Here is a 22,319-nt window from a genome sequence, read left to right as displayed (position 1 = left end):
GAGTTGTGGGCGACGACCGCGGCGCTCCACGCACCGGACTACGCGTACCCCTACAAGAAGCTGGACGAGCTGTGGAAGACGGTGCTGCTGCACCAATTCCACGACATCCTGCCGGGGTCGTCCATCGCCTGGGTGCATCAGGAGGCGGAGGCGGAGTACGCGAGGGTGGCGAAGGAACTGGAGGAGCTCACCTCGGCGGCCGTGTCCGCGCTGGGGGCGGGGGCCTGGTCCGTGTTCAATACGAGTCCGCGCGCGCGGGCGGAGGTCGTCACCGTCCCGGCGGAGGCCGCCGAGGCGCTCGGTTCATCGGCGGTCGTCTTCGTGGAGGTCCCGGCCTCCGGCAGCGCACCGGTCACCGGGGCGGTCCCGGTAGGGACACCCGTCACCGTCACGGACCGCGTCCTCGACAACGGCCTGGTGCGGGTGGAGTTCGCCGACGACGGCACCCTCGCCTCCGTACGCGATCTGACCGCCGGCCGCGAGGTCCTCGCCGCGCCCGGTAACCTCCTGCGGCTGCACAGCGACCTGCCCAACCACTGGGACGCCTGGGACATCGATAAGCACTACCGGAATCGCTTCACCGATCTGCTCGACGCCGATGCGGTCACCGTGGCCGCCACGGGGCCGCTGCTCGGCGCGATCCGTGTCGAGCGCGCCTTCGGCAAGGGCTCCCGCATCGTCCAGACGGTCACGGTCCGCGCCGGAAGTCGCCGTATCGACATCGAGACCGCGATCGACTGGCACGAGGCCGAGAAGATCCTCAAGGCCGCCTTCCCGATCGACGTCCGCGCCGACCGGTCCACCGCGGAGATCCAGTTCGGGCACGTCCACCGCCCCACGCACACCAACACCAGCTGGGAGGCGGCCCGTTTCGAGGTCTCCGGCCACCGCTGGGTCCATGTCGCGGAACCGGGCTACGGCGTCGCGATCGTCAACGACTCCACATACGGGCACGATGTCAGCCGCACCACCCGCGAGGACGGCTCCACGACGACCACGGTCCGCCTCAGCCTGGTCCGCGCTCCCCAGTGCCCGGACCCGGCGGCCGACCAGGGCGTCCACCGCTTCACGTACGCCCTGCTGCCCGGCGCGACGGTCGAGGACGCGATCGCCGAGGGGTACGCGCTCAACCTGCCGCTGCGCGTCGCGGCGGCGGCGCACACCGCCGAGCCGCTGGTGAGCAGCGACAACCCGGCGGTGACGGTCGAGTCGGTGAAGCTCGCGGACGACCGTTCGGGCGATGTGGTGGTACGGCTCTACGAGTCGTACGGCGGGCGCGCCAAGGCGACTCTGCGCACCGGCTTCCCGCTGGCCGGTGCGCAGGTCACGGACCTCTTGGAGCGTCCGCTGCCGGATGAGTCGGTCGGGACGGAGAAGGACGCGGTGGTGCTGGAGTTGCGGCCTTTCCAGATTCTGACGCTACGGCTTTCGGTTCTGTCGGTTCTGCCGGTTCAGCGCGCGGTCAGTTCGTAGAAGCCCCGGCCGAAGGTCGCGGCGACCAGGCGGCGGTGGCCGGCGTCGTACTCGATGTCGTCCACCGGGACCTGCGGCAGACCGCGGCCGAGGCGGTGCCAGCGCCCAGTGCCCGTCGGCGCGGTGAACACGCCCTGGTCGGTGCCGATGTACAGGGCCTTGCCGCGCCCGATGACGAGGTCGTTGACGGGCGCGGCCGGGAGGTTGCCGGACAGGTCCTGCCAGCGCTTGCCGCCGTCGGTGGAGCCGTAGACATGGGCGAGCGGGGAGCCCGCGCGGTAGCCGGAGTGGGTGGTGTAGACGCGGTCGGGGTCGCGCGGGTCGACAACCACACGGGTCACCCACGGACGGCCCTCGGCGAGCTTCGTCCAGGTGGCGCCCAGGTTCCTGGTGACCCAGATCCGGCCGTCGTCGGTTCCGGCGTAGACGGTACGTCCGTCGCCCGCCGGGGCGATGCTCGTGATCGTCCCGTAGTTGGTGTAGATGGGGTCGGGGCCGGGGCCGCCGCTGAGGTCGGGGCTGATGGGCTGCCAGGTCACGCCGCCGTCGGTGGAGCGGTTGAGCACTTCGGAGCCGTAGTAGAGGATCTTCGGGTCGCGCGGGTCGAAGACGACGGGCGTGAACCAGTTGCGCCGCTTGAAGGTCGTCGCGCCCGCGAAGTAGGTGAGATTGTCGCCGCCGTCGGTGGAGCGGAAGCAGTTGCCGTACTGGTAGCAGGCGTACACATTGTTGACGTCGGTCGGGTTGATCAGGTTCTCCTCGCCGTCCCCGCCGAGGTACTCGTTGAAGCCGTCGCCGCCCCAGGAGCGCAGCGAGCCGTTGTCCTGCGCGCCGCCGGAGATCCGGGTGGTGTCCTGGGGGCTGATCGCCGCGCTGTAGAGCTGGGTGTACGGCTCATGGCGGGCCTTGACCCAGCCGCCGTCCCCGTCCGAGTCGGAGCGGTAGACGCCGCCGTCGTTGCCCAGATAGACGCGGCCGGGCCGCCGCGAATCCCAGACCATGGCGTGGTGGTCGACATGGATGCTCGTGTCGTCGTACGTCCAGGTGTCGCCGCCGTCCTTCGAGGTCAGCAGCGCGACCCCGGCGACATGCAGATGCCTGGCGTCCTTCGGGTCGGTCCAGATCTTGCCGAACCACCAGCCGAAGGAGGACTGCGAGTCGGTGAGTGGCCGGCTGTCCGGGGTCCGGTTCCAGTTGTCGCCGCCGTCCGTGGACGCGTAGAAGCCCTCGAAGGGTCCGCTGGTCTTGTTGACGATGGCGTAGACCCTCTCCCCCGCGACGGCGAGACCGATCCGGCCGACGTCGGGGCCCTGGGCGGGCAGGCCCCCGCCGAGCCGCTGCCAGGTCCTGCCGCCGTTGTCGCTGCGGAAGACGCCGGAGCCGACGCCACCGTAGGTGCGCAGCTCGGGCGTACGGCGGTGGTCCCACATCACGGCGTACAGCTTCTTGCCCTGGACGATCACTTCGGTGGCGCCGGTGAATTCGTTGGCACCGGTGAGGATCCGCTGCCAGTGGGCTCCTGCGTCGTCGGAGCGGTAGACGCCCCGGTCGCCGCCGCCGTTGTAGAGCGATCCGGCCGCGGCGACGTACAACCGGCGCGGGTTGGCCGGGTCGACGGTGATGGCGCTGATCGCGCCGGAGTCGCGCAGCCCGAGGGACTTCCAGTGGGCGCCGCCGTCGGTGGAGCGGTAGATCCCCGTTCCCTCGTACGTGATGGAGCCGCCACCGGGGTTGGGCTCGCCGGTCCCGGCGTACAGGCTGCCGTCGGGGCTGGTGGCGACCGCGCCCATCGCCTGGGTCCAGTCGTCCGGCCATGCGGACTTGAACGTCTGCCCGGCGTCGGTGGAGCGCCAGATCCCGCCGCTGGCAGCCGCTGCGTACACAGTGTCGGCGCGCTTGGGGTCGAGCGCGAGCGAGACGATGCGCCCGCCGATATTGGTCGGCCCGATCGGCTTCCAGCGTCCGCCGGTGGTGGGCAGTTTCCTGGCCTGCGCGGCGGCGAGGTCGTGGGCGTGGCGCGGAATCGACTGCCCCGGCAGGGTTTTCTGCAGATACCGGTACTCGGCGGGCGCGGCGGGACCGCGAACGGGCCGGTAGACGTCCGGTGGCACGGGCGGGTCGGCTGCGGCCGGGGCCGTGGCGATCACGGCCCCGACGAGCGAGGCGAGAACCAGGGGAAGCAGACGTCTGCGCAAGGGACACCTCTTCATCGACATGGACAGGTCAAGCCGCTGAAGACGTTACCCCTTCCGGTTTCTGAATAGCCTTGGTTGCCGGGGCAGTTGGCGCGCCCCGGGCTACGCGGTTACGCCCCGGGGCGGCGGCGCAGCAGTACGGATAGGCCCAGCGCGGCCAGCGCGAGCGCGGCGGCGGACCCGCCGACGAGAAGGGTCGCGCTGCTGGGGCCCTCGCGGTCCGTCGACGCGGCGGCGGGCTGCACGGCGGGCTCGGTGGGCACGGTCTGCACGGCCGGCGCCGTTGGCACGATCGCCTGCACGGCGGCCTCGGTCGGCACGGCCGCCTCAGTCGGTGCGGCGGTCTCGGCCGCTTCTGTGGGCTTGACGATTTCTGTGGGCTTGGCCTCGTCCGGCTCGGTGTCGTCCGGTTTCACCTCGTCGGGTTTCGTGGCGCCCGCCAGTACGACATCGGAGCACGAGTAGTAGGTGTCCGGTGTGTCCGAGTTCCGCCAGACCGTGTACAGCACATGGCGGCCCGTCAGGCCGGCCGGAAGCCGTCCGGAGATCTGGTACGCGCCTCCCACGAGATCCGGGTCGGTCGCCGAGGCGAAGGGCTCGGCCGCCAGGTCGGACCATCGCAGCCGCGCGGCCGGATCGTAACCCTGCTTGGTGAGGTACAGGGAGAACGTTCCCCGGTGCGGGATGGTCGACCGGTAGGTGAGCGTGAACCGCGCGCCGGCCTTCAGGCTCGTCGCGGGCCAGTCGCCGCGGGCGAGGTCCAGCCCCCGGTACGCGTCGAGACCCCCGCTGCACAACTGCCCGTCCGGCACGAACGCGCGGTCCCGGCCCCGTACATCGGCCAGCCGCAGGTTGTCCCAGGCGTCGAACGCAGAGCCTCCGTTCGCCGCGACGGCGGCCCGGCAGGCGGCCGTGGCGCGCTGCGTCCCCTCCGGGCCGCACGCGGCGACCCGGCTGACGGGATCGGTGGGCGCGCCGTGGGCCTGCGCCGGCCCGGCGGCCACGGCCGTGAGCACGAGCGGCAGGAGCCCGACGAGCGCGGCGGCGGCAGTGCGATGGGCAGTCATCCGCGGATGGCCTCCTTGCTGGCTCACTGGTGGGAACTGCCGCGTAGTACGGCTGCGCACGACGGAGCGTTCACCGGAAACCAAGCCCGCCCGGCGGGAAACCCAGCCCCGCCGGCGATCGAGGCGCGGGGTTCGGGGCGGCGCCCCGACACTTCCAGCCTCGCCGGCGATTGAGGCGCGGGGGTTCGGGGGCAGCGCCCCCGACAAGGTCCCGACACTTCACCTCGCGGCAGCGCAATCGCGGGCGTCGCCCGTCCGCTTCAATCCGCGACACCCCGCGGACGGACGCTCGTTGGCCGGGCATGCTCACGAACGCTCGATTCTCATCCCTCGCCGTCTCCGCCTGCGTCACCGCCGCCCTCGTGACGGTCCTGACCCCAGGCAGCGCAGGCGCGCAAGCCGCCGCCCCCGGCACCGTCACCATCGACCGGACCGGGCAGATCGCCCCGAACGGCACGATCACGCTCACGGGCACATACCGGTGTTCCCCGCCCCAGCCAGGGCCCGTCCTCGTCGGCGTCAAGCTCACCCAGGAGGGCGCCACGGCCAGTGTCGGCGGCACCACCGCGCGGTGCGACGGCAAGCTGCACACCTGGCGGAACACGGGCCCCACAGAGAGCCCCTTCGTGCCGGGCGCGGCGCACGGCGAGGCCACGCTGTTCGGACTCGACTCCTCGGACGGCCTGGGGCCGCTCCCGTTCTTCCTGGACACCGACGGCCAGGACCTGAACCTGCGGCAGAGCTTAGACTCACGGCAGAGAGAGCAGCGAAAAGGGCAGCAGAAGGCCCCGGCCTGTCTCAGGCCGGGGCCTTCTGCTTCCGTACCCCCGTTGGTGCCGCTGGTGCCGCGCGTCAGCGCAGCGTTTCGGATTCCCCTGCCCCGCGACTGACGCGAGCGCGGGAGCCGGCGGCGCCGCGACTGTCCATGCCGGCCATGGCCAGGCCGAGCAGCAGGGCCACGGCGCCGACGATGACGTTGGTGACGACTGTGCGTGTCGTGCTGACGTCGCCTGCCACAACCCACGGAGAGATGATCGTCCATGCTCCGATGGCGATGGCGGACCAGGCCATGGCGTGAGTGCGCTCATACGCCGAGCCGAACCCGCCCATGCACAGGGCGTACGCGACACCGGTGATCAGGTTGCACACGGCCAGAGCCTGGAGCCCACTGAACCCGACGATCCACGGCGAAGCCGCCAGGAAGATACCTGTCAGCAGGGCCAGTGTCTCGATCGCCTGGGCGCGGGGCGTCGTGGTCGCCCGCTCGAAGCGGGTACGCATCTCGGCCAGGTCGGGGTGTTGGTCGATACTCGGATGAGTGGTCATTACGGGCCGCCTCCTGTAGAAGCCTTTATCTGCCCTTTACCACCCATGTAACGCCTACCCGCCATTCCGGTCAACCGGAAAATTGAACACCTCTGCTCCGTCAAGCACCGGGCGGCACACGCGACGGACGGCCCGACCCCCGGGTCAGGAAGTAGCCGCCGATGGCCGCCAGCGCGCCGAGCAGGCCTCCCGCCACTGTCCAGATCCAGCGGTCGGACCACCAGCCGGAGGACCAGCCGCCGTCCGGCTCGCTGAGGGTCGCCGCCTGCTGGGTCGCCTCCCCGTCCTTCGCCGTACTGACCGTGGCGCCGGGGACCAGCGGCGCGGAGAGCGAACCGTCCACCGCGTCCGCGCCGCCCGTGTCGGTCGACCGGGCCTCGATCTCCGCCTTCACCGGCTGGCCGAGGTCTTCCTCGGGCAGGTCGACAACCGTCAGACGTACGTAGTAGCTGCCCGGCAGCGGGTCGTTGGCCCACGGCTCGGCCCAGGAACGAACCGTACGCAGCGTGCAGGACAGCTCGACACCCGCGGCGTCCTTGGCCGTCGCCCGCGCCTGCATCCCGTACACGCAGGCCTGGCGGCGGCGCAGCCCGTCGTACACGTCGAGCCGCCAGGTCGACGTCCCGGTGCGGACGGCCTTGTCGGCCGGCGTGACCTTGGCCGTCACCGTGGCGCGGCTGCCTGCGTCGGCGGGGAACACCCAGTACAGATAGTCACCGGCCGAGGCGTCCGCCGTGGCGCGCTCGCCCTGTTTGATCGCGGTCGCGTTACGGAAGGTGGTGCCCGCCTCGGTCGGCGCGCCCGAGCCGCCGGACTTGCCCGAGTCACTCGGACTCGCCGACGGGTCGTCGGCGACGGCGGCGCCCGCCGTGGAGAGCAGTGCGGCACCGGCCAGCAGAGCTGTCGTCAGTATGTGTGCGATACGCATCAGTTGGTCCTCCAGACGGCGACGCGCAAGCGCGAGATCCAGCCCCACAGCAGTCCGGCCACCAGGCCGGTGAGTACGAGGACGCCGAGCAGCCACCAGCCCCGGCCGAGACCGAAGGACGCCACGTCGGAGGCGTCTTCGGGCGCGTCGACCAGGTCGATGGTCAGCTCGACGGGCAGACCGGGGGTGGTCTTGACCGAAGCGGGCGCCGAGAAGGAGTTGCTGACCTGGAGGCAGACGGTCTCCGCGGCGGTCCCGGAGTCGTCGTCCTCGTCGTCGAGGGAAGCCTTCGGATAGCGCAGTCCGGCCGAGATCAGGTCGGTGCGTCCGCTGCCCGCCTCCGTGCCACGGACGATTTCCCGGCCGTGTACGGTCACGGCGCGCAGCAGGACGCCGTAGTCCTGGTTGACCGCCCGGTCGGCGGCGACGCTCACCGAGGCGCGCAGCTCCTGGCCGGGCCGGACATCCACCCGGTACCAGCGGTGCTCGCCGAACTTCTCGCGGTCGCTGTAGAGGCCCGCCTTGAGCTGCGGCGCGTCGGCGCACTGCCCGGCGCCCGCGGTGGCCACCGGCACGACGACGGGCTCCGCAGCGCGGTCCACCAGCTGGCTGACACGGTCGGAGAGTTCGTCGGTGTGCCGTACGGAGGTGTACGTGCCGCCCGTGGCCTCGGCGATGCACATCAGCTGATCACGGGTCTTGGCGTCGGGCACCAGACCCAGCGTGTCGATGACGAGCTGGATGCCCTTGGCGGCGATGTCGCGCGCGACCACGCACGGGTCGAGCGGGGCGCAGGTGTCCTCGCCGTCGGTGATGAGCACGATCCGCCGGGTGGCGTCGCCGCCCTCCAGGTCGGCGGCGGCGCCCAGCAGTGCGGGGCCGATCGGCGTCCAGCCGGTGGGCGCGAGCGTCGCCACGGCGGTCTGCGCCTCTACCCGGTCGAGCGGGCCGACCGGGTAGAGCTGACGGGTGTCCTTGCAGCCGAGTTTCTTGTCCTCACCGGCGTAGTTCGCGCCGAGGGTGCGGATGCCGAGCTGTACCTCGTCGGGCACCGCGTTCAGCACCTCGTTGAACGCCTGCTTCGCGGCGGCCATCCGGGTCTGGCCGTCGATGTCGCGTGCCCGCATCGATCCGCTGACGTCGAGAACCAGCTCGACCTTGGGGGCGGACTTCGCCGCTGGTTCGTCGGCGGCGACGGCGGTTGCCGGGAGGAGCGGGATGAGCCCGGCAGCCAGGGCCGCGAGCAGACCGGCCGCCGCAGCGGCCGGCCGTTTACGTGTGATCATCGCCGGATCGTATTGAAGTTCGTCCAATGATCCAAAACGAGCTCCCGGCGATGGCCTTCAGGGCTCAGGGGTTCAGGATTCAGCGGTTCAGAGGTTCACGGGTTCAGGGCTTCAGTGGCCGTCCTGAGCCGGTGCCCGGCCCTCCTCGAAGGAGGCGAGATAGCTGGCGGCCATGTCGCTTTCGCCACCGCCCCGGCGCTCCAGCCGCTCGAACCGCGCCACACCCGCCCGTGCGACATCCAGCTGTACGCCGGACCGCTCCCCCGCGTCGACGATCAGCCGCCCGTCCTTGAGCGCGTTGGCGACCGAGAAGCTCGGCGTGTAGTCGCCGTTGAGGATCGCCTCGGCCTTGGCCCGCAGGTATCCGTTGTCCAGCGGGCCGCCGGACACGCTGTCCAGGAAGGACCGCGGATCGACACCGAGCCCCTGGGCCAGGGCGATCGCCTCGCCGGTGGCGTGCGTCAGCGCGGCGACCCAGCCGTTCAGTACGAGCTTGAGCCTGCTGGCCGCCGCGGTGGAACCGTCGTCACCGACCCAGGTGGTGCGGCGGCCCACGGCCTCGAAAACGGGAGCCAGCACAACACGGGCGCTCTCGGGCCCCGCGGCCAGCACCACGAGTTCCCCCGCCTCCGCGGGCTGCTTCGTGCCGAGAACGGGCGCGTCGACGAACGTGAGGGCGTGCTGCCGCGCGAAGCCGGCCAGCTCCGCGGTGGCGGCGTCGCCGACGGTGGCGCTCTGGGCCCACACCGTGCCGGGCGCGAGGCCCTCACTCGCCTCCCGCATCGCGCCGAGCACCCGGGGCCCGTCGCTGAGCATGGTGAGGACGACATCCGCGCCGGTGACGGCGTCGGCGGGCGATTCCGCGCAGTACGCGCCGGCTGCCACGAGCGCTTCGGCTTTCGCGCGCGTACGGTTCCAGACACGGACTGTCAGACCGCCGCGGAGCATGCGGCGTGCCATCGCGGCGCCCATGATGCCGGTGCCGAGCACGGCCACGGTGGTTGCGGGCACGGGTGTGGACATTCGAATCGCCTCTTCGGGTGTGGTTGCGGGTGTGGTCGCGGAATGTGATCGAGGACGGCCGGGTTGTCAGGTACGTACATCCAGGGAGAGCGAAGGGGTCGGACACGGCGATGGGTGAGCTGATTCTGATACGGCACGGTGAGACGGCCTGGACGCTGAGCGGTCAGCACACCAGTTACACGGATCTGCCCCTGACCGCCCACGGTGAACAGCAGGCCCGGGCCCTCGTGCCGCTGCTCGCCGACCACAGCATCGCGCTCACCCTGGTCAGCCCGGCCCAACGGGCCCGGCGCACCGCCGAACTCGCCGGTCTCACCTCGCCCCGCCTCACCCCGGACCTGCGTGAGTGGGACTACGGCGGCTACGAGGGCGTCACCACCGCCGAGATTCAGCGCACGCTGCCCCGCTGGAACCTGTGGACCGACGGAGTCGCCCTCGGCCCGGTCGAACATCCCGGGGAGAGCCCCTCGGAGGTCGGTGACCGCGCCGACCGGGTGCTCGCCGAGGTCCGTACGGTCCTGCGGCCGGACGGCGACGATGTCACCCTGGTGGCGCACTCCCACTTCCTGCGTGTCCTCACCGCCCGCTATCTGGAGCTGGCGCCGTCCGCGGGCGCGCTGTTCCAGCTCTCCACCGGCACGCTCTCCCGCCTCGGCGCCGAGCACGGCAGGCCGGTGATCACCGCCTGGAACGTCGCGCTCCCGCACGGCCTCCGGGTCGCCGCCTCACCGGACATGGCCGGCGCCACCTGACCTCCTCAGCGGCCCTCAGCGGCCCTCAACTGCAGGGTGGGTCAGGCCGCGTCGAGCCGGTCCAGTTCCTCCCGGGACAGTTTCAGCTCCTCCGCGGCCACCGAATCCCGGATGGTCTCGGGCCGCGAGGACCCCGGAATCGGGATCACCACGGGCGCCTTGGCGAGCATCCAGGCCAGGCAGACCTGTTGCGGGCTCACCTCGTGCGCCCGCGCCACGTCCTGGAACACCGCGAACCGTGAGCCCAGCTCACCCGCGCGCGAGATCCCGCCCAGCGGGCTCCACGGCAGGAACGCGATGCCCAGTTCCGCGCACAGCTCAAGCTCGGGCTCACTGGAGCGGAACGCCGGCGCGTACTGATTCTGCACGCTCGCCAGCCGCCCGCCGAGGATCTCGTTGGCCTGCAGGATCTGGGCCGGATCCGCGTTGGAGATGCCCGCCGCACGGATCTTCCCGGCGTCCAGCAGCTCGCGGAGTACCCCGACCGACTCCTCGTACGGGACCGCCGGGTCCGGGCGGTGGAACTGGTAGAGCCCGATGGCCTCGACGCCGAGCCGTTTGAGCGAGGCCTCGCAGGCCCGCTTCAGGTAGTCCGGGGAGCCGTTCAGACCCCAGGAACCGTCGGCTCCGCGCGTATGCCCGCCCTTCGTCGCGATCAGTACGCCCGAGGTGTCACCGCCGTACTCGGCCACCGCGCGGGCGACCAGGGTCTCGTTGTGGCCGGCGTCGTCCGGGCCCACGTGGTACGCGTCCGCGGTGTCGATCAGTGTCACGCCCGCATCCAGCGCCGTGTGAATCGTCGCGACCGAACGTGCCTCGTCCGGGTGGCCCGCGACCGACATCGGCATGGCGCCGAGACCTACCGCGCCGACGTGGACGTCACCGATGGTGCGAGTCTGCATGAAGTTCCTCCTGGGAGATTGATCTTCCGCCCCTCAGCCTCCACCCCGCCCGGGAGGCTGTCCAGAGCACACTGCCCAGGAGGCCCGTTATCAGCCCCCACCCCGCGGCCAGGCCTAGCGCCGTCCATACCCGCGGTCGCAGGAGCACATCTCCGGCGAGGCCGCCGCCGAGGTCCCCGATGCCGAGCGGCGACAGGCCGTAGTGCGCCGAGATCCGGGCGACGAGGCACACGGTGAGCACGGTGAGGGTGAGCGCCACCGCCATGTGTACGGCGTGCTGCCAGGGCCGCGTCCGGGCGGGTGAGCGGGCCGCCATGAGGAACGCGGCGGCCACCAGCAGGACTGCGGCGGCCACCAGCAGGACCGCGGCGACGACCGGCAGCCACCAGGCTCGTCCGTCGTGGTCGGAGAGCGTGGCGAGGTTGAGGGTGTTGAGGGTGTCGCGCGTGGAGTCGTCGGGGGCGCGCAGTACGGCGTCCAGCATCCGCGGCATCGGCAGCCCGAAGGGCCCTGTCACCCGCCCCTCCCAGGACACACCGAGCCCGAGAGTGAACCCGAGCCAGACGAGGTTCGGCAGTCCGAGGAGAAGCACGGCGAACGTCTCGGCGGGGTGCGGGCGGGTCGCCGCGACGACAAGGCCGATGACCAGCCCCAGTACGACGTACGCGAGCAGCAGCACGACCATCGCGAAGGCGGCCGGGCGCGCCGACTCCTGGGAGCGCGCCGGGCGGGCGGGCAGGGCGGCCTCGCGCGATACGAGCAGCGCGAGGACGAGAAGGCCGGCCGGCCACAGCAGGCCGAGCAGGGCGGTGAGGGGGATGTCCGCCCGGAAGCCGGCCCTGGGCGTGATGTCGAGCAGTTCACCGATGTCGACGGCCGTCTCGTCGCCGAGCGGGATGGCGAAGCTGTGCCGGGCCAGGGCCGCGAGGCCGCTGAGGGCGGCCACCCACAGTGCCGCCAACGGAAGGATCCGCAGGGCCGGTTCGCGGGCGCCGACGGCGGCCCGGTGCCGCAGCGGGCGCAGAAAGCAGGCCGCGATGGTCAGGGCTCCGGCGAGGGTGACCGAGAGGGGCAGGACCGTGAGGCCCGCGTCCGTCTCGGCGATCAGTCCGGCCTCTCCGGAGAGTTCCACCGGGCCGCCGGCCGCCATGACGACGATGGCCGCGACGAGCTGCGGGAACGTGCCCTCGGGGAGGTCGGCCGCGCCCGCCGCCCACAGACCGAGAGCCGCCGTGCCGATCATGACGCCAAGACCCGCGACCACGGCCACCAGGGCCTCACACCAGTCGCGTACGGCGCGCCGCCCGGCACCGTCCCGGCCGCTGGATCGCTGCTGGCTCACGCTGACACGCTAAGCAGCCGCCGGGCGCTCCGCCCGTTGGGAGAGCCGACCGCGTCGGCTTGCGGGCAGTCGGCTTGCGAGTCGCGGGGATGCGGAGCACACAATGTGAACAGTTCCCGCACCGGAAAGAGGAGCCCGTGAGCGCCCAGCAGCCGCCGTCCGCGGGCAGGGGCCGCCGGCCTTGGCGGTCCGCGCACCGTCTGACGGTGATCCCCATGGCGGTTGTGGCGACGGTCGTGCTGATGATCGTCTTCGCTCGCCCCAACGGACAGGACAAACCCAGCGAACTCCTCCTGGAGGCCGCGAGTTCGGCCGGGCCGGATCCGTACACCGAGTCGTCGGCTCGCCAGAGCTCTCCCCCGCTCGCGCCGCCGGCGCTCGCCAACGTCGCCCGCGGCGTGGCGGGTTCGGCACCCGGCCTGTACGGAGGGACCCGCAACGCCTCCAGTTGCGGCGTGGAGAAGCAGATCAGCTCCCTCACCGCCGAACCGGTCAAGGCCAGGGTGTTCGCCTCGGTCCAGGGGATCGAGGTGGCCGCCGTCCCGGGATATCTGCGGTCGCTGACGCCCGTCCAGTTGCGGCTGGACACCCGGGTCACCAACCACGGCTACCGGAACGGCGCGCCCACCCGCTATCAGGCGGTCCTGCAGGCCGGCACGGCCGTCCTCGTCGACGGCGGCGGGGAGCCGCGGGTGCGCTGCGCCTGCGGCAATCCGCTGCTGCCGCCGGTCGCGGTGAAGGGGACGCCCCGGCGTACGGGTGACTCCTGGCCGGGGTACCGGTCCGCGAACGCCGTGCTCGTGACCCCCGCCCCCGCGGTGGTGGAGGAGTTCATCCTGTTCGACCGGGACAGCGGCGACTGGTTCGCCCGTCACCGGGGCGACACGGGCGCCGATGACAGGAAGACCTCACCGCCCGCGAGCAGTCTCTTCCTCTTCCTGCCGGTCCGCCACGGAGCGCAGTTCGGCGCGGACACGCTCTCCGTCCCGGTCGGCGACGGGCTCGCCGAAGCCGTAGCCGTACGTACCGGATGTACCGGACGTACCGCCGCGTCCCACGGCTCCCGCCGGCGCGAGCAGGGCCAACAGCGTCAACAGCGCCACCACGGCGAGCGCGCCCCACATCAGTCCTCCCACGAGCCGTGCGCGGAGCTCGGGTTCACCGCGACGGCCTTGAAGAACGTGTAGTGGAAGGTCCCGCCGTCGTCCGCGGTCCGGTACAGGTCGGCGATCCCCCGGTCCCAGTCGGTACGGCCCGTGAGCCCGGCGGCCAGCGCGTCGTCGCGGACGGATTCGACCATCGCGATGAACGTATTGCGGGTGAAGCCGTCGACCAGCGCGGGCCGGGTCCCATCGGCGTAGACGGTCCGCGGCCGGACCACCACAGACGCGTACCCGGCCCCGCTCAGCAGCGGCTGCAACTCCCTGCCGATCAGAGCGTTTCCGCCGGCGGCGGACTGGAGCCGCACCTGACAGTCGATCGCGGCGTGGGCGTACGCGCTGGTGGGATGGAAGAACGCCGAGCCGTGGTCCCCCTCGATCACGGTGATGGTGCCGCCGGGTCGCAGGACCCGGCGCAGCCCGGCGAGCGCCTGCCCCGGCTCCCGCAGATGCTCCAGTACGAAGCACGCGAAGACATGGTCGAAGGCGGCGTCGGCGAAGGGCAGGTCGAACAGGTCCGCGTGCTGCCACTCGACCCCGGCCACGCGGGCGCGGGCCTGCGCGAGAGAGTCGTCGTTCCGGTCGACCGCGACGATGTGCGCCCCGGGGCTGGCCTCGACCAGGTGCGCCGTCTGAGCGCCGACGCCGCAGCCGACCTCCAGTACGCGGCTGCCTGCCGGGTACGCCGTGCCCGCGTGCAGCAGTGCCGCGAGAGTGTCCGCCTGATCGCCCAGTCGCCGGGCCTCGCGCTCCGAGTACCCGTGCACGTATGCCGCTGTGTTCATAGGTCCAGGCTGGGTCCACAATGGACCAATGAACAGGTCCAAAGACCATGCATCTGACCAGTCCATAACGTCCGCCTCCCGGTCGGCGGGGTCGGCATCGGGATCGGACTTCCTTCAGCTGGACATCGCGGACGCGCCGGTCGGCGGGCTGTCCGACTGGCTGGCCCTGCGGCTGCGGCTGGCCATTTCGGACGGACGCCTGCCGGTGGGGAGCACGCTGCCCGCGACCCGGGTGCTGGCCGCGGAGCTGCGCGTGTCCCGTGGTGTCGTCACCGAGGCGTACCAGCGCCTGATCGAGGACGGACATGCCGCCGGGCGCGGGCGGAGCGGAACGGTCGTCGTCGCCGCGCCCATCACCGCACCGGTTGCCGCACCGGTCCCCGCGCGCGTCGTGGCACCCGCCGCGCCACCTGCCTCCGCACCCGGTCCCGGAGACCCTTTCGCCTCCGCACCCGGCCTGGACGTCTTCGACGCGCTACGGGCGGCCCCTGCCCGGATCAACCTGTCGCCCGGCGTGCCCGACCTGGCCGCCTTTCCGCGTACCGCGTGGCTCCGCGCCGAACGCTCCGTGCTCCACGACCTCCAGCCGTCCGACCTGGGCTACGGAGACCCCCGCGGGGCACCGGCGCTGCGCCTCGCCGTCGCCAACTGGCTCGCCCGCAACCGCGGCATCCGCGTCGATCCGGGCGAGGTGATCATCGTCGCAGGCGTCGCCCAGGCGCTGACCCTGCTGGCGCAGGTGCTCCAGCACGACGGGATCTCCGCGGTGGCGGTGGAGGACCCGGGATCGCTCGGCGCGTGCCAGCATCTGCGCAGCTGGGGGCTTACGACCCCGCCGGTCCCCGTCGACTCCGAGGGCCTACGGGTCGACGAGCTGCGCGCGAGCGGCGCGCAGGCCGTCCTGCTGACCCCGGCGCATCAGTTTCCGACCGGGGCGGTGCTCGGCGGCGTCAGACGCCGCGAGCTGATGCGGTGGGCCGGTGAGGGCGGGCTGATCATCGAGGACGACTACGACGCCGAGCACCGCTATGACCGGCCGCCGGTGGCCGCCCTGCGGTCGATGCTCGCCGAACAGGTCTGTTACGCGGGGAGCGTGTCCAAGCTCCTCGCTCCCGCGCTGCGCGTGGGATGGCTGCTCGCGCCGCCGAAGTATCAGGACGCCCTCGTGGACGCGAAACGCTTCGCCGATCTCGGCAACGCCGTACTGCCGCAGCTGGTGCTGGCGCGGCTGATGGAGTCGGGCGAGATGGAACGCCACCTGCGGTTCATCCGCAGACGCCATCGCCGCCGCCGGGACGCGATGATCGCCGCGATCGGCACGCATCTGCCGGGGGCGGTGGTGCACGGTGCCGCGGCGGGCCTGCACCTGATGATCACCTTCGAGGCCGATGCCGAGGCCGATGCCGGGGGCGCGCCCGGGGGCGAGGGCGGATCCGCGGGTTTCTCCGATGCGGACCTCGCGGCGGAGGCGCTCACGCGTGGCGTGAAGGTGCAGCCGCTGTCGTGGCACAGCCAGCGCCCGAACCGCCCGGGTCTCGTCCTGGGCTACGCGGCGAGCACACCCACGGACATCGCCGAAGGTGTGGCGATCCTGGGCAAGGCCCTGCGGGCTGCCGGCTGACGCAGTGTGCCCGCGCCCCCTGGTGGGGGTGCGGGCACACTGGGAGTGCTTCAGCCCTAGGCGGGGAGGATGTTCTCCGCCTGCGGGCCCTTCTGGCCCTGAGTGACGTCGAACGTCACCTTCTGGCCCTCCTGAAGCTCACGGAAACCCTGGGTGGCGATGTTCGAGTAGTGGGCGAAGACGTCCGGGCCGCCGCCGTCCTGCTCGATGAAGCCAAAGCCCTTTTCCGAGTTGAACCACTTGACGGTACCGCTGGCCATTTGTCCTCCAAGGGGACTCGTAGTCGGTTCCCGCACCGTGCGGGAGCCGGAGGTGATCGCCCTGGTCCTCAGAGACTGTGAACAGCAAAATCGCCCGTGAACACGCGCTCACGGGCGACCGGTACTTCGGAACCATGACAGCTGCACGCGACGCTACACGGACAAAGGGCGCTAGGGCCAGAACAAGGATCAACTCAGTGTGAAAAGCCGCTTGCCGGAAGGTCGACGCGGACCCCCTGAAAGTGTCCGGATGCGGTCCGCGCCACGTGCGGTGACCCTGGGAGGTGGGGGCAAATCTGGCGAGGAGGATGACCATGTCCATGATGGACAAGATCAAGCAGATGCTCAAAGGCCATGAGAGCCAGGCCGGACACGGCGTCGACAAGGCGGGTGACTTCGTCGACGAGAAGACCCAGGGCAAGTACAGCAGCCAGGTCGATACCGCGCAGGAAAAGCTCAGGGGCCAGTTCGGCGCGGGCCAGGACCGCGACCGGGAGAACCCGCCGCAGCCCTGACCACTCGCTCGGCCACCCTGCCCGTCGTCCCTGCCCGTCGTCCTTGCCCGCGTCAGCCTGACGGCGGCGGACACGGCGACGGCATGGTGCCGATGACGACCGTGGCGTACAGCTCGTCGGAGATAACCACCCGCGGGATCAGCCCGTCACGGGCCACGGTCTCCACGGCCCGCGGCGCCTGGTTCTCGCTCGTCTCGAACAGCAGGTGGCCGCCCGGCGCCAGCCACTCCGAAGCCGCCGCGGTCACCCGCCGCAGCACATCGAGCCCGTCCGCGCCGCCGTCGAGAGCGAGCCGTGCTTCGTGTATCCGCGCCTCCGCGGGCAGCAGCGCGATCTCCTCGGTGGGCACGTACGGCACGTTGGCGAGCAGCACATCGGTTCGCCCCCGCAGCCCGGCGGGCAACGGCTCGTAGAGGTCGCCCTCGTACACCTGGCCGCCCGCGGCGGCGACGTTGCGGCGGGCGCAGCGCACCGCGGCGGGGTCGATGTCGGCGGCGTACAGCTCGGCCCCCCGGTCCAGGGACGCGGCCACCGCCGCGCCCAGCGCGCCCGAGCCGCAGCACAGGTCGACCACGACGGCGCACGGCGGGGCGAGGGCGACGGCCTGGCCGACGAGGAATTCCGTACGGCGGCGGGGTACGAAGACCCCGGGGTCCACCGCGATCCGCAGCCCGCGGAACTCGGCCCAGCCCAGGACGTGTTCGAGGGGCAGGCCGACGACTCGCCGGTCCACCATGGCGGCGAGGTGTTCCGGGGTGCGTGCGGTGGAGATCAGCAGCCGCGCCTCGTCCTCGGCGAATACACAGCCGGCGGTCCGAAGCCTGGTGACGACGGCGGAGACAGAGGCAGTGGGGAGAGCGGAAGCGGCGTGAGAAGAAGGTGACGGTGAAGCCGACATGAGAGCCTTTCGGGATGCCTGAGGGCTGCTCCCGCGGTCACCTGTGCCGGTTATGCCGGTTGGACCGCACGGCCTGAGAGGGGGAGCACCCAGCCTGCTACAGCGGTAATGGGTCTCACCTCCTCGGTTCGTTCTCGGTGCGTACGTTTCCTGCGTGCGGCGGCAACACTACCCGAGCCCGGTCCGCCCGGTCCCCCCGTTATTCTCGTAGATGATGTTCACCTCCCAGGGCCCGACCTTGTCCGAACTGGCCGTCCAGGCTCTCTCGTCCACCGAGCACGGCTACGACCTGCTCGCGCCGAAGTTCGACCGGACCCCGTTCCGGACGCCGGATCACGTGCTGGACGCGGTGGTACGTGCCGTCCGGCCGCTCGGGCCGTTCCGGCGGGGGCTCGACGTCTGCTGCGGCACCGGAGCCGGGGTGGGGGTGCTGCGGCAGCTGTGCGAGGACCGGGTCACCGGCGTCGACTTCAGCGCGGGCATGCTCACCGAGGCCAGGTCAAAGGCCGCTTCCACGCTCGCGGACGCCCCCGGCGCACCGGCGGTGGACTGGATACGGGCCGACGCCCGCGCCCTGCCCTTCGCCTCGGCCTTCGATCTGGCGGTGAGTTTCGGGGCGTTCGGGCATTTCCTGCCGAGGGAGCGGCCCGCGCTCTTCGCGCAGGTGCACGCCGCGCTGAGGCCGGGCGGGCGGTTCGTGTTTCCGGTGCCCGCGCCGCCACGGATCAGCTCCACGCTGTACTGGGGACTGTGGGGTTTCGACGCGGTGATGCGCGTACGCAACCTTCTCTGGCGCCCGCCCTTCATCATGTACTACCGCACGTTCCGGCTGCCGGACGTGCTGGCCGACCTGGGGCGTGCGGGGTTCACCGTGGACCTGCTGCCTCTGACGGAGCTCGGCCGCCGACCGGACGGCAGTCCCCGCTGTTCTGTGGTGGTCGCGCGCCGGGCGTGAGCGCGAGACGAATCAGTCGGTCTCGGTGTCCGGGCTCTCGGTGTCCGGGCCCTGTGCGCGGACCTTGTGGACGTTCTCCAGGGACTCGCGGAGGTCCTTGAGCCACTCGTCCGCGTTCTTCTGCACCAGCCGTACGCACCAGGCCAGCGCATCGCTGCGGCTCCGGGCGACCCCCGCGGCGATGAGCGTGTCCAGCACCTGGCGCTCCGGCTGGCGGAGCCGGGTCATCACGGGTGCCGAGACCGTGGTGTACAGCGCGCGTATGCCGTCGCACTCCACGCCCCACGACACCTTCCTGCGGAACTTGCGCTCCGCCTCGCGCGCGACGGCGATGCGGTCCTCGCGGGTCCGCTCCCGGAACTCGGCGATACGTCCCTCGACGGCCGCTTCGCGCTCCACCCGGGGCGCCTCGTCGCTCAGTTCGGGCTCAGGGATGCGGCCGATGACCGTGATCTCCTCGCGGTCGACCGTCAGCTCCACGAGCTCAAGGAAGAGCCCCTCCGGCAGCCGACCCGAGAACCAGCCGCGCAATGCCTGCGTTTCCTCGGTTGTAATCATGTAATCAAGCGTACTCCCGGCCGCCCCGGATCATGCCGAGGTGAGGCGGGTGAGCGCCGTCCGGCCGTCATCCGGACGGCGCTCCCGACAGCCCGTCTGTTCACATGCCCGGTCGCGGTCTGCGCCCCGCCGGCTCCGCCGAAGCGGGCGCCACGTCGTCCAGGGCCCAGGCGACATCCACCACGCCTTCCACGGCGCGGACCAGCCGGGCCGCGACCGGCATCATCAGGGAGTCGTCCACGCGGCCACTGAGCGTGACCACGCCCTGCTCGACCCGGATGTGTACGTCTCCGCAGCACGCGGGGAACAGCCGGGCCACGACCTCCCTGCGTACCTCTTCGGCCAGCTCGGCGTCGGACCGCAGGAAGACCTTGAGCAGATCGGACCGGCTGACGACGCCCCGCAGCCTCCCCTCGCTGTCCGCCACCGGCAGGCGCTTGACATGCCTGCGCGCCATGGCCCGCGCCGCCTGCGCCAAGGTCGCCTCCGGGCGGATGGTGACGGCCGGGCTGCTCATGAGCTGCTCGGCGGTGACGGCGCCGAGTGTGGCCAGTCCGTCGAGGCTGTCCGGTTCCCTCCGGGTCCGGTCGGGCGGCCCGGGCAGCCCGCTGTCGGGGAATTCGGCCTTGGGCAGCAGATCCCCTTCACAGACGACGCCCACCACCCGCTCTCCCCTCTCCAGGACCGGCAGCGCGCTGACCTTCCACCGGTCCATGGCCTCGACAATCTCCTTGAACGAGGCATCCTTCCGCACGGCCACCACAGGGCGGCTCATCACATCGCTCACGAGAAACGGGGTGTGGTGCACGGGGGCCTCCTCAGTCCGAAGGCAGCCACCTCTCTCAGGATCTCTTAGAACCAGCTTGAACCCTCCTTCAGTGTTCCGGCAGGGTGAGCCGGCAGGATTCTCCCGGTTCGACGGAAACCGCCTGGTCAGGCAGCTCGATGTCGATCGGCGACTCGGAGGACGCGGGCACGCTCACCTCCAGCTGTCCGGGGCGCATGCGCAGCCGGACGCCCCAGTGGCCGCGGTAACGCAGAGCGAAGCCGTATTCGCTGAGTTCCGGCAGGGGCACGGGGTCCAGCCACAGCGCCCCGGACCGCGTCTCCAGGCCGGTAAGACCGCGTTGTACGAGGTCGAGGGTGCCGGCCATCGCGCCGAGGTGGATCCCTTCGCCCGTCGTCCCGCCCTGGATGTCGGCGATGTCCCCTTCGAGGGCCTCGCGGCAGAACGTCCAGGCCTCGGCGCGCCGGACCCGGGCCAGGACCCAGCCGTGGACCAGTCCGCTGAGCGTGGAGCCGTGGCTGGTGCGGTGCAGGTAGTAGTCGACGGTGCGGTGCCAGGTGGATTCGCCCAGGTCGTGTCCGAGCCTGCGGAACAGGTCGTGCAGCTCGGCGGGTGAGAAGAGGTAGCCGAGCATCAGCACGTCGGCCTGTTTCGACGCCTGGTAGCGGTTGGCCGTGTCGCCCTCCGCCTCCAGGATCCGATCGAGGCGGCGGATGTCGCCGTAGCGCGCCCGGTAGGCGTCCCAGTCCAGCTCGGCGAGGTCGCCGTAACCGTCGAACTGGCTGATGACACCCGCGTGGAAGGGGACCCGCAGCTTGCGGGAGACGTCCTCCCACCGTTCGAGTTCGCCGCTGTCCAGGCCGGTCCGCTCGTACAGCTCCTGGCGGCGCGGTTCGGGGAGCGTACGCAGCACGTCGAGGGTGCGGGTGAGCACCCAGGCCGCCGTGACGTTGGTGTAGGCGTTGTCGTCGAGACCCGGCTCCCTGGCGTCGGGGTACGCGTCGTGGTACTCGTCGGGGCCCACGACGCCGCGGATCCGGTAGCAGCCCAGATCGGCGTCGTAGGTCGCGGACGCCGCCCAGAACCGGGCGATCTGAAGCAGCATCTCCGCGCCCTTGGTGTGCAGGAACTCCGTGTCCCCGCTGGCTTCGCAGTACTGCCACACGTTGTACGCGACGGCGGAGCCTACGTGGTGCTGCAGCCGGGAGTGGTCGGGCAGCCAGCGTCCTGAGTGCGGGTTGAGGTGGAGTTGCTGGGTCTCCTCGCGGCCGTCGCTGCCGCTCTGCCAGGGGTACAGGGCACCGGCGAGCCCGCTGTCGCGGGCGGCCAGCAGGGCCTGTTCCAGCCGCCGGTGGCGATGGCAGAGGAGCGCCCGGGACACCTCGGGGAAGTGCAGGTTGAGATAGGGCAGGACGAACAGCTCGTCCCAGAAGACATGGCCGCGGTAGGCCTCGCCGTGCAGTCCCCGGGCGGGCACGCCGACGTCGAGTTCCGCCGTGTGCGGCGAGAGGGTCTGCAGCACATGGAAGAGGTGGAGCCGCAGGATGCCGCCCGCCTCGCCCGGTACGTCCAGTTCCGCCCTGCGCCACAGCTGCTGCCAGGCCGTGCGGTGGGAGGCGAGCTGCGCGTCGAAGGCGGGGGCCCGCTTCACCCGGTCGACGGCGGCCCACAGCGGGTCGCTGATCGCCTGGTCGCGGGAGGTGTGCAGGGCCACGGTCTTGTCGACGCCGGTGGTACGGCCCGCTACGAGCGGCAGGCGCAGGAGCTGCGCGGCGCGCAAGTCGCCGTGGTCGTCGCGGATGTGGGTGGCGGGGCCTTCGATGGTGGTGCGGGCCGCCATGCCGATGTGGACGTCGGAGGTGCGGGTGCGGCAGCGCAGCCACACCGTGTCCGCCGCCGCGGCGGTGCCCGTGCGGAAGGCGGTCAGGTGCGCGCCGTTGAGCTGCCGGTAGCGCTCGACTCCGCAGTTGGTGACCGCTCCGTCGATGGCGGTCTCGACCTCGAGGTCGCCGCTCCAGTTCTCGGCCCTGAACTCGGTGCGCAGGGCCGCCAGATGGGGCTGTGCCATGTGTACGAGGCGCACCTGCCGTACGAGTGTCCTGCGGCCTGTCGCGTCCTCGTAGCGCAACCGGCGTTCCAGGGTGGCCGAGCGCAGGTCGAGGGTGAGGTGGTGGTCGAGGAGGGTCGCGGTGTCGGGTGTGAACCACGGCTGTGCGTCGTCACCCGTGCCGGTGCGGAAGCGCAGTGGCAGCCAGTTGGGCAGGTTGACCATGTCCTCGTTCTCGACGCGCCGCCCGGCGATCTCGGAGGTGAGGCGGTTGTAGCAGCCGGCGACATAGGTGCCGGGGTAGTGGACGGAGCCGGCCGCGCATTCGGGGACTGCGCCCCGGGTGGCGAAGTAGCCGTTGCCGAGGGTGCACAGGGACTCTCTGAGCCGCTCGTCGGCGGGTTCGTACCCCTCGTACTCCCAGATCCAGTCCCGCATC

The 22,319-nt window shown here is 71.5% G+C and carries 21 protein-coding genes; 7 read left to right on the top strand and 14 right to left on the bottom strand.

Annotated features, from left to right (window positions below; translation table 11 throughout):
- On the top strand, positions 1-1,473 hold a 1,473-nt coding region (locus ACIHCQ_RS34040), incomplete at its 5' end, for an alpha-mannosidase (protein WP_399671304.1).
- Here ACIHCQ_RS34040 and ACIHCQ_RS34035 read toward each other — a convergent pair.
- Together ACIHCQ_RS34035 and ACIHCQ_RS34030 are read right to left on the bottom strand one after the other, a co-directional pair.
- Positions 1,452-3,668 carry a WD40/YVTN/BNR-like repeat-containing protein gene (locus ACIHCQ_RS34035; protein ID WP_399671301.1) on the bottom strand — a complete coding sequence of 739 codons (2,217 nt, stop codon included), beginning with the start codon at positions 3,666-3,668 and terminating at the stop codon, positions 1,452-1,454. The two genes, ACIHCQ_RS34040 and ACIHCQ_RS34035, sit on opposite strands and share 22 nt — an antisense overlap.
- 110 nt (positions 3,669-3,778) lie before the next feature.
- Entirely contained in the window at positions 3,779-4,735 is a 957-nt protein-coding gene (locus tag ACIHCQ_RS34030; RefSeq protein ID WP_399671298.1) for a lytic polysaccharide monooxygenase, read from the bottom strand.
- Between the two features lie 302 nt (positions 4,736-5,037).
- Here ACIHCQ_RS34030 and ACIHCQ_RS34025 point away from each other — a divergent pair, with 302 nt between their 5' ends.
- Entirely contained in the window at positions 5,038-5,625 is a 588-nt protein-coding gene (locus ACIHCQ_RS34025; protein ID WP_399671295.1) for a DUF6299 family protein, read from the top strand.
- Here ACIHCQ_RS34025 and ACIHCQ_RS34020 read toward each other — a convergent pair.
- From ACIHCQ_RS34020 to ACIHCQ_RS34005, 4 genes are all read right to left on the bottom strand, one after another.
- Positions 5,588-6,061, bottom strand: a complete 474-nt coding sequence (locus ACIHCQ_RS34020; RefSeq protein ID WP_399671292.1) for an SPW repeat protein — start codon at positions 6,059-6,061, stop codon at positions 5,588-5,590. The genes ACIHCQ_RS34025 and ACIHCQ_RS34020 overlap by 38 nt on opposite strands.
- Positions 6,062-6,161: 100 nt before the next feature.
- Positions 6,162-6,989, bottom strand: coding sequence for a hypothetical protein (locus tag ACIHCQ_RS34015; RefSeq protein ID WP_399671289.1), 828 nt, complete (start codon positions 6,987-6,989; stop codon positions 6,162-6,164).
- Entirely contained in the window at positions 6,989-8,275 is a 1,287-nt protein-coding gene (locus tag ACIHCQ_RS34010; protein ID WP_399671285.1) for a VWA domain-containing protein, read from the bottom strand. Before ACIHCQ_RS34010 ends, ACIHCQ_RS34015 begins: the two co-directional genes overlap by 1 nt.
- Before the next feature lie 111 nt (positions 8,276-8,386).
- Positions 8,387-9,298 (bottom strand): NAD(P)-dependent oxidoreductase, encoded by a 912-nt coding sequence (locus tag ACIHCQ_RS34005; protein ID WP_399671282.1) that lies wholly within the window; start codon positions 9,296-9,298, stop codon positions 8,387-8,389.
- Positions 9,299-9,408: 110 nt separating this feature from the next.
- Between ACIHCQ_RS34005 and ACIHCQ_RS34000 the strand changes: the two genes are divergently transcribed.
- A complete protein-coding gene (locus ACIHCQ_RS34000) occupies positions 9,409-10,050 on the top strand; it encodes a histidine phosphatase family protein (protein ID WP_399671279.1) in 642 nt (213 codons plus the stop codon).
- A 41-nt stretch (positions 10,051-10,091) separates the two neighbouring features.
- Here the strand turns inward: ACIHCQ_RS34000 and ACIHCQ_RS33995 are convergent, their stop codons facing one another.
- Together ACIHCQ_RS33995 and ACIHCQ_RS33990 are read right to left on the bottom strand one after the other, a co-directional pair.
- On the bottom strand, positions 10,092-10,952 hold the full coding sequence (locus tag ACIHCQ_RS33995; RefSeq protein WP_399671276.1) for an aldo/keto reductase: 861 nt from the start codon (positions 10,950-10,952) through the stop codon (positions 10,092-10,094).
- On the bottom strand, positions 10,930-12,294 hold the full coding sequence (locus ACIHCQ_RS33990) for a streptophobe family protein (protein ID WP_399671273.1): 1,365 nt from the start codon (positions 12,292-12,294) through the stop codon (positions 10,930-10,932). The genes ACIHCQ_RS33995 and ACIHCQ_RS33990 overlap by 23 nt, the downstream gene beginning before the upstream one ends.
- Positions 12,295-12,509: 215 nt before the next feature.
- Here ACIHCQ_RS33990 and ACIHCQ_RS33985 point away from each other — a divergent pair, with 215 nt between their 5' ends.
- Entirely contained in the window at positions 12,510-13,481 is a 972-nt protein-coding gene (locus tag ACIHCQ_RS33985; protein ID WP_399671270.1) for a DUF6777 domain-containing protein, read from the top strand.
- Here the strand turns inward: ACIHCQ_RS33985 and ACIHCQ_RS33980 are convergent.
- On the bottom strand, positions 13,418-14,239 hold the full coding sequence (locus ACIHCQ_RS33980) for a methyltransferase domain-containing protein (RefSeq protein WP_399671267.1): 822 nt from the start codon (positions 14,237-14,239) through the stop codon (positions 13,418-13,420). The genes ACIHCQ_RS33985 and ACIHCQ_RS33980 overlap by 64 nt on opposite strands.
- Before the next feature lie 28 nt (positions 14,240-14,267).
- Between ACIHCQ_RS33980 and ACIHCQ_RS33975 the strand changes: the two genes are divergently transcribed.
- Positions 14,268-15,860, top strand: coding sequence for a PLP-dependent aminotransferase family protein (locus ACIHCQ_RS33975; protein ID WP_399671264.1), 1,593 nt, complete (start codon positions 14,268-14,270; stop codon positions 15,858-15,860).
- A 56-nt stretch (positions 15,861-15,916) separates the two neighbouring features.
- Here ACIHCQ_RS33975 and ACIHCQ_RS33970 read toward each other — a convergent pair whose 3' ends face one another.
- Positions 15,917-16,120, bottom strand: coding sequence for a cold-shock protein (locus tag ACIHCQ_RS33970; protein ID WP_399671261.1), 204 nt, complete (start codon positions 16,118-16,120; stop codon positions 15,917-15,919).
- Between the two features lie 314 nt (positions 16,121-16,434).
- On the opposite strand from ACIHCQ_RS33970, the gene ACIHCQ_RS33965 reads away from it, so the two are divergent.
- Positions 16,435-16,635: an antitoxin gene (locus ACIHCQ_RS33965; protein WP_399671258.1), complete on the top strand. Its 201-nt coding sequence runs from the start codon at positions 16,435-16,437 to the stop codon at positions 16,633-16,635.
- Between the two features lie 52 nt (positions 16,636-16,687).
- Here the strand turns inward: ACIHCQ_RS33965 and ACIHCQ_RS33960 are convergent, their stop codons facing one another.
- Positions 16,688-17,533 carry a putative protein N(5)-glutamine methyltransferase gene (locus tag ACIHCQ_RS33960; protein WP_399671255.1) on the bottom strand — a complete coding sequence of 282 codons (846 nt, stop codon included), beginning with the start codon at positions 17,531-17,533 and terminating at the stop codon, positions 16,688-16,690.
- Positions 17,534-17,747: 214 nt separating this feature from the next.
- Between ACIHCQ_RS33960 and ACIHCQ_RS33955 the strand changes: the two genes are divergently transcribed.
- On the top strand, positions 17,748-18,488 hold the full coding sequence (locus tag ACIHCQ_RS33955) for a class I SAM-dependent methyltransferase (RefSeq protein ID WP_399671252.1): 741 nt from the start codon (positions 17,748-17,750) through the stop codon (positions 18,486-18,488).
- Positions 18,489-18,500: 12 nt separating this feature from the next.
- On the opposite strand, the gene ACIHCQ_RS33950 is transcribed toward ACIHCQ_RS33955, so the two are convergent.
- From ACIHCQ_RS33950 to ACIHCQ_RS33940, 3 genes are all read right to left on the bottom strand, one after another.
- Positions 18,501-19,046, bottom strand: coding sequence for a hypothetical protein (locus tag ACIHCQ_RS33950; RefSeq protein ID WP_399671249.1), 546 nt, complete (start codon positions 19,044-19,046; stop codon positions 18,501-18,503).
- A gap of 100 nt (positions 19,047-19,146) precedes the next feature.
- Positions 19,147-19,854, bottom strand: a complete 708-nt coding sequence (locus tag ACIHCQ_RS33945; protein ID WP_399671247.1) for a CBS domain-containing protein — start codon at positions 19,852-19,854, stop codon at positions 19,147-19,149.
- 67 nt (positions 19,855-19,921) lie between these two features.
- Positions 19,922-22,318, bottom strand: a complete 2,397-nt coding sequence (locus ACIHCQ_RS33940) for a glycoside hydrolase family 65 protein (protein ID WP_399671244.1) — start codon at positions 22,316-22,318, stop codon at positions 19,922-19,924.
- Between the last annotated feature and the right edge of the window lies 1 nt (position 22,319).

This window comes from Streptomyces sp. NPDC052236, assembly GCF_044548015.1.
GTDB lineage: Bacteria > Actinomycetota > Actinomycetes > Streptomycetales > Streptomycetaceae > Streptomyces.
Note: the sequence above shows the minus strand (reverse complement) of the source record. Positions and strands in the feature narration are given on the sequence as shown.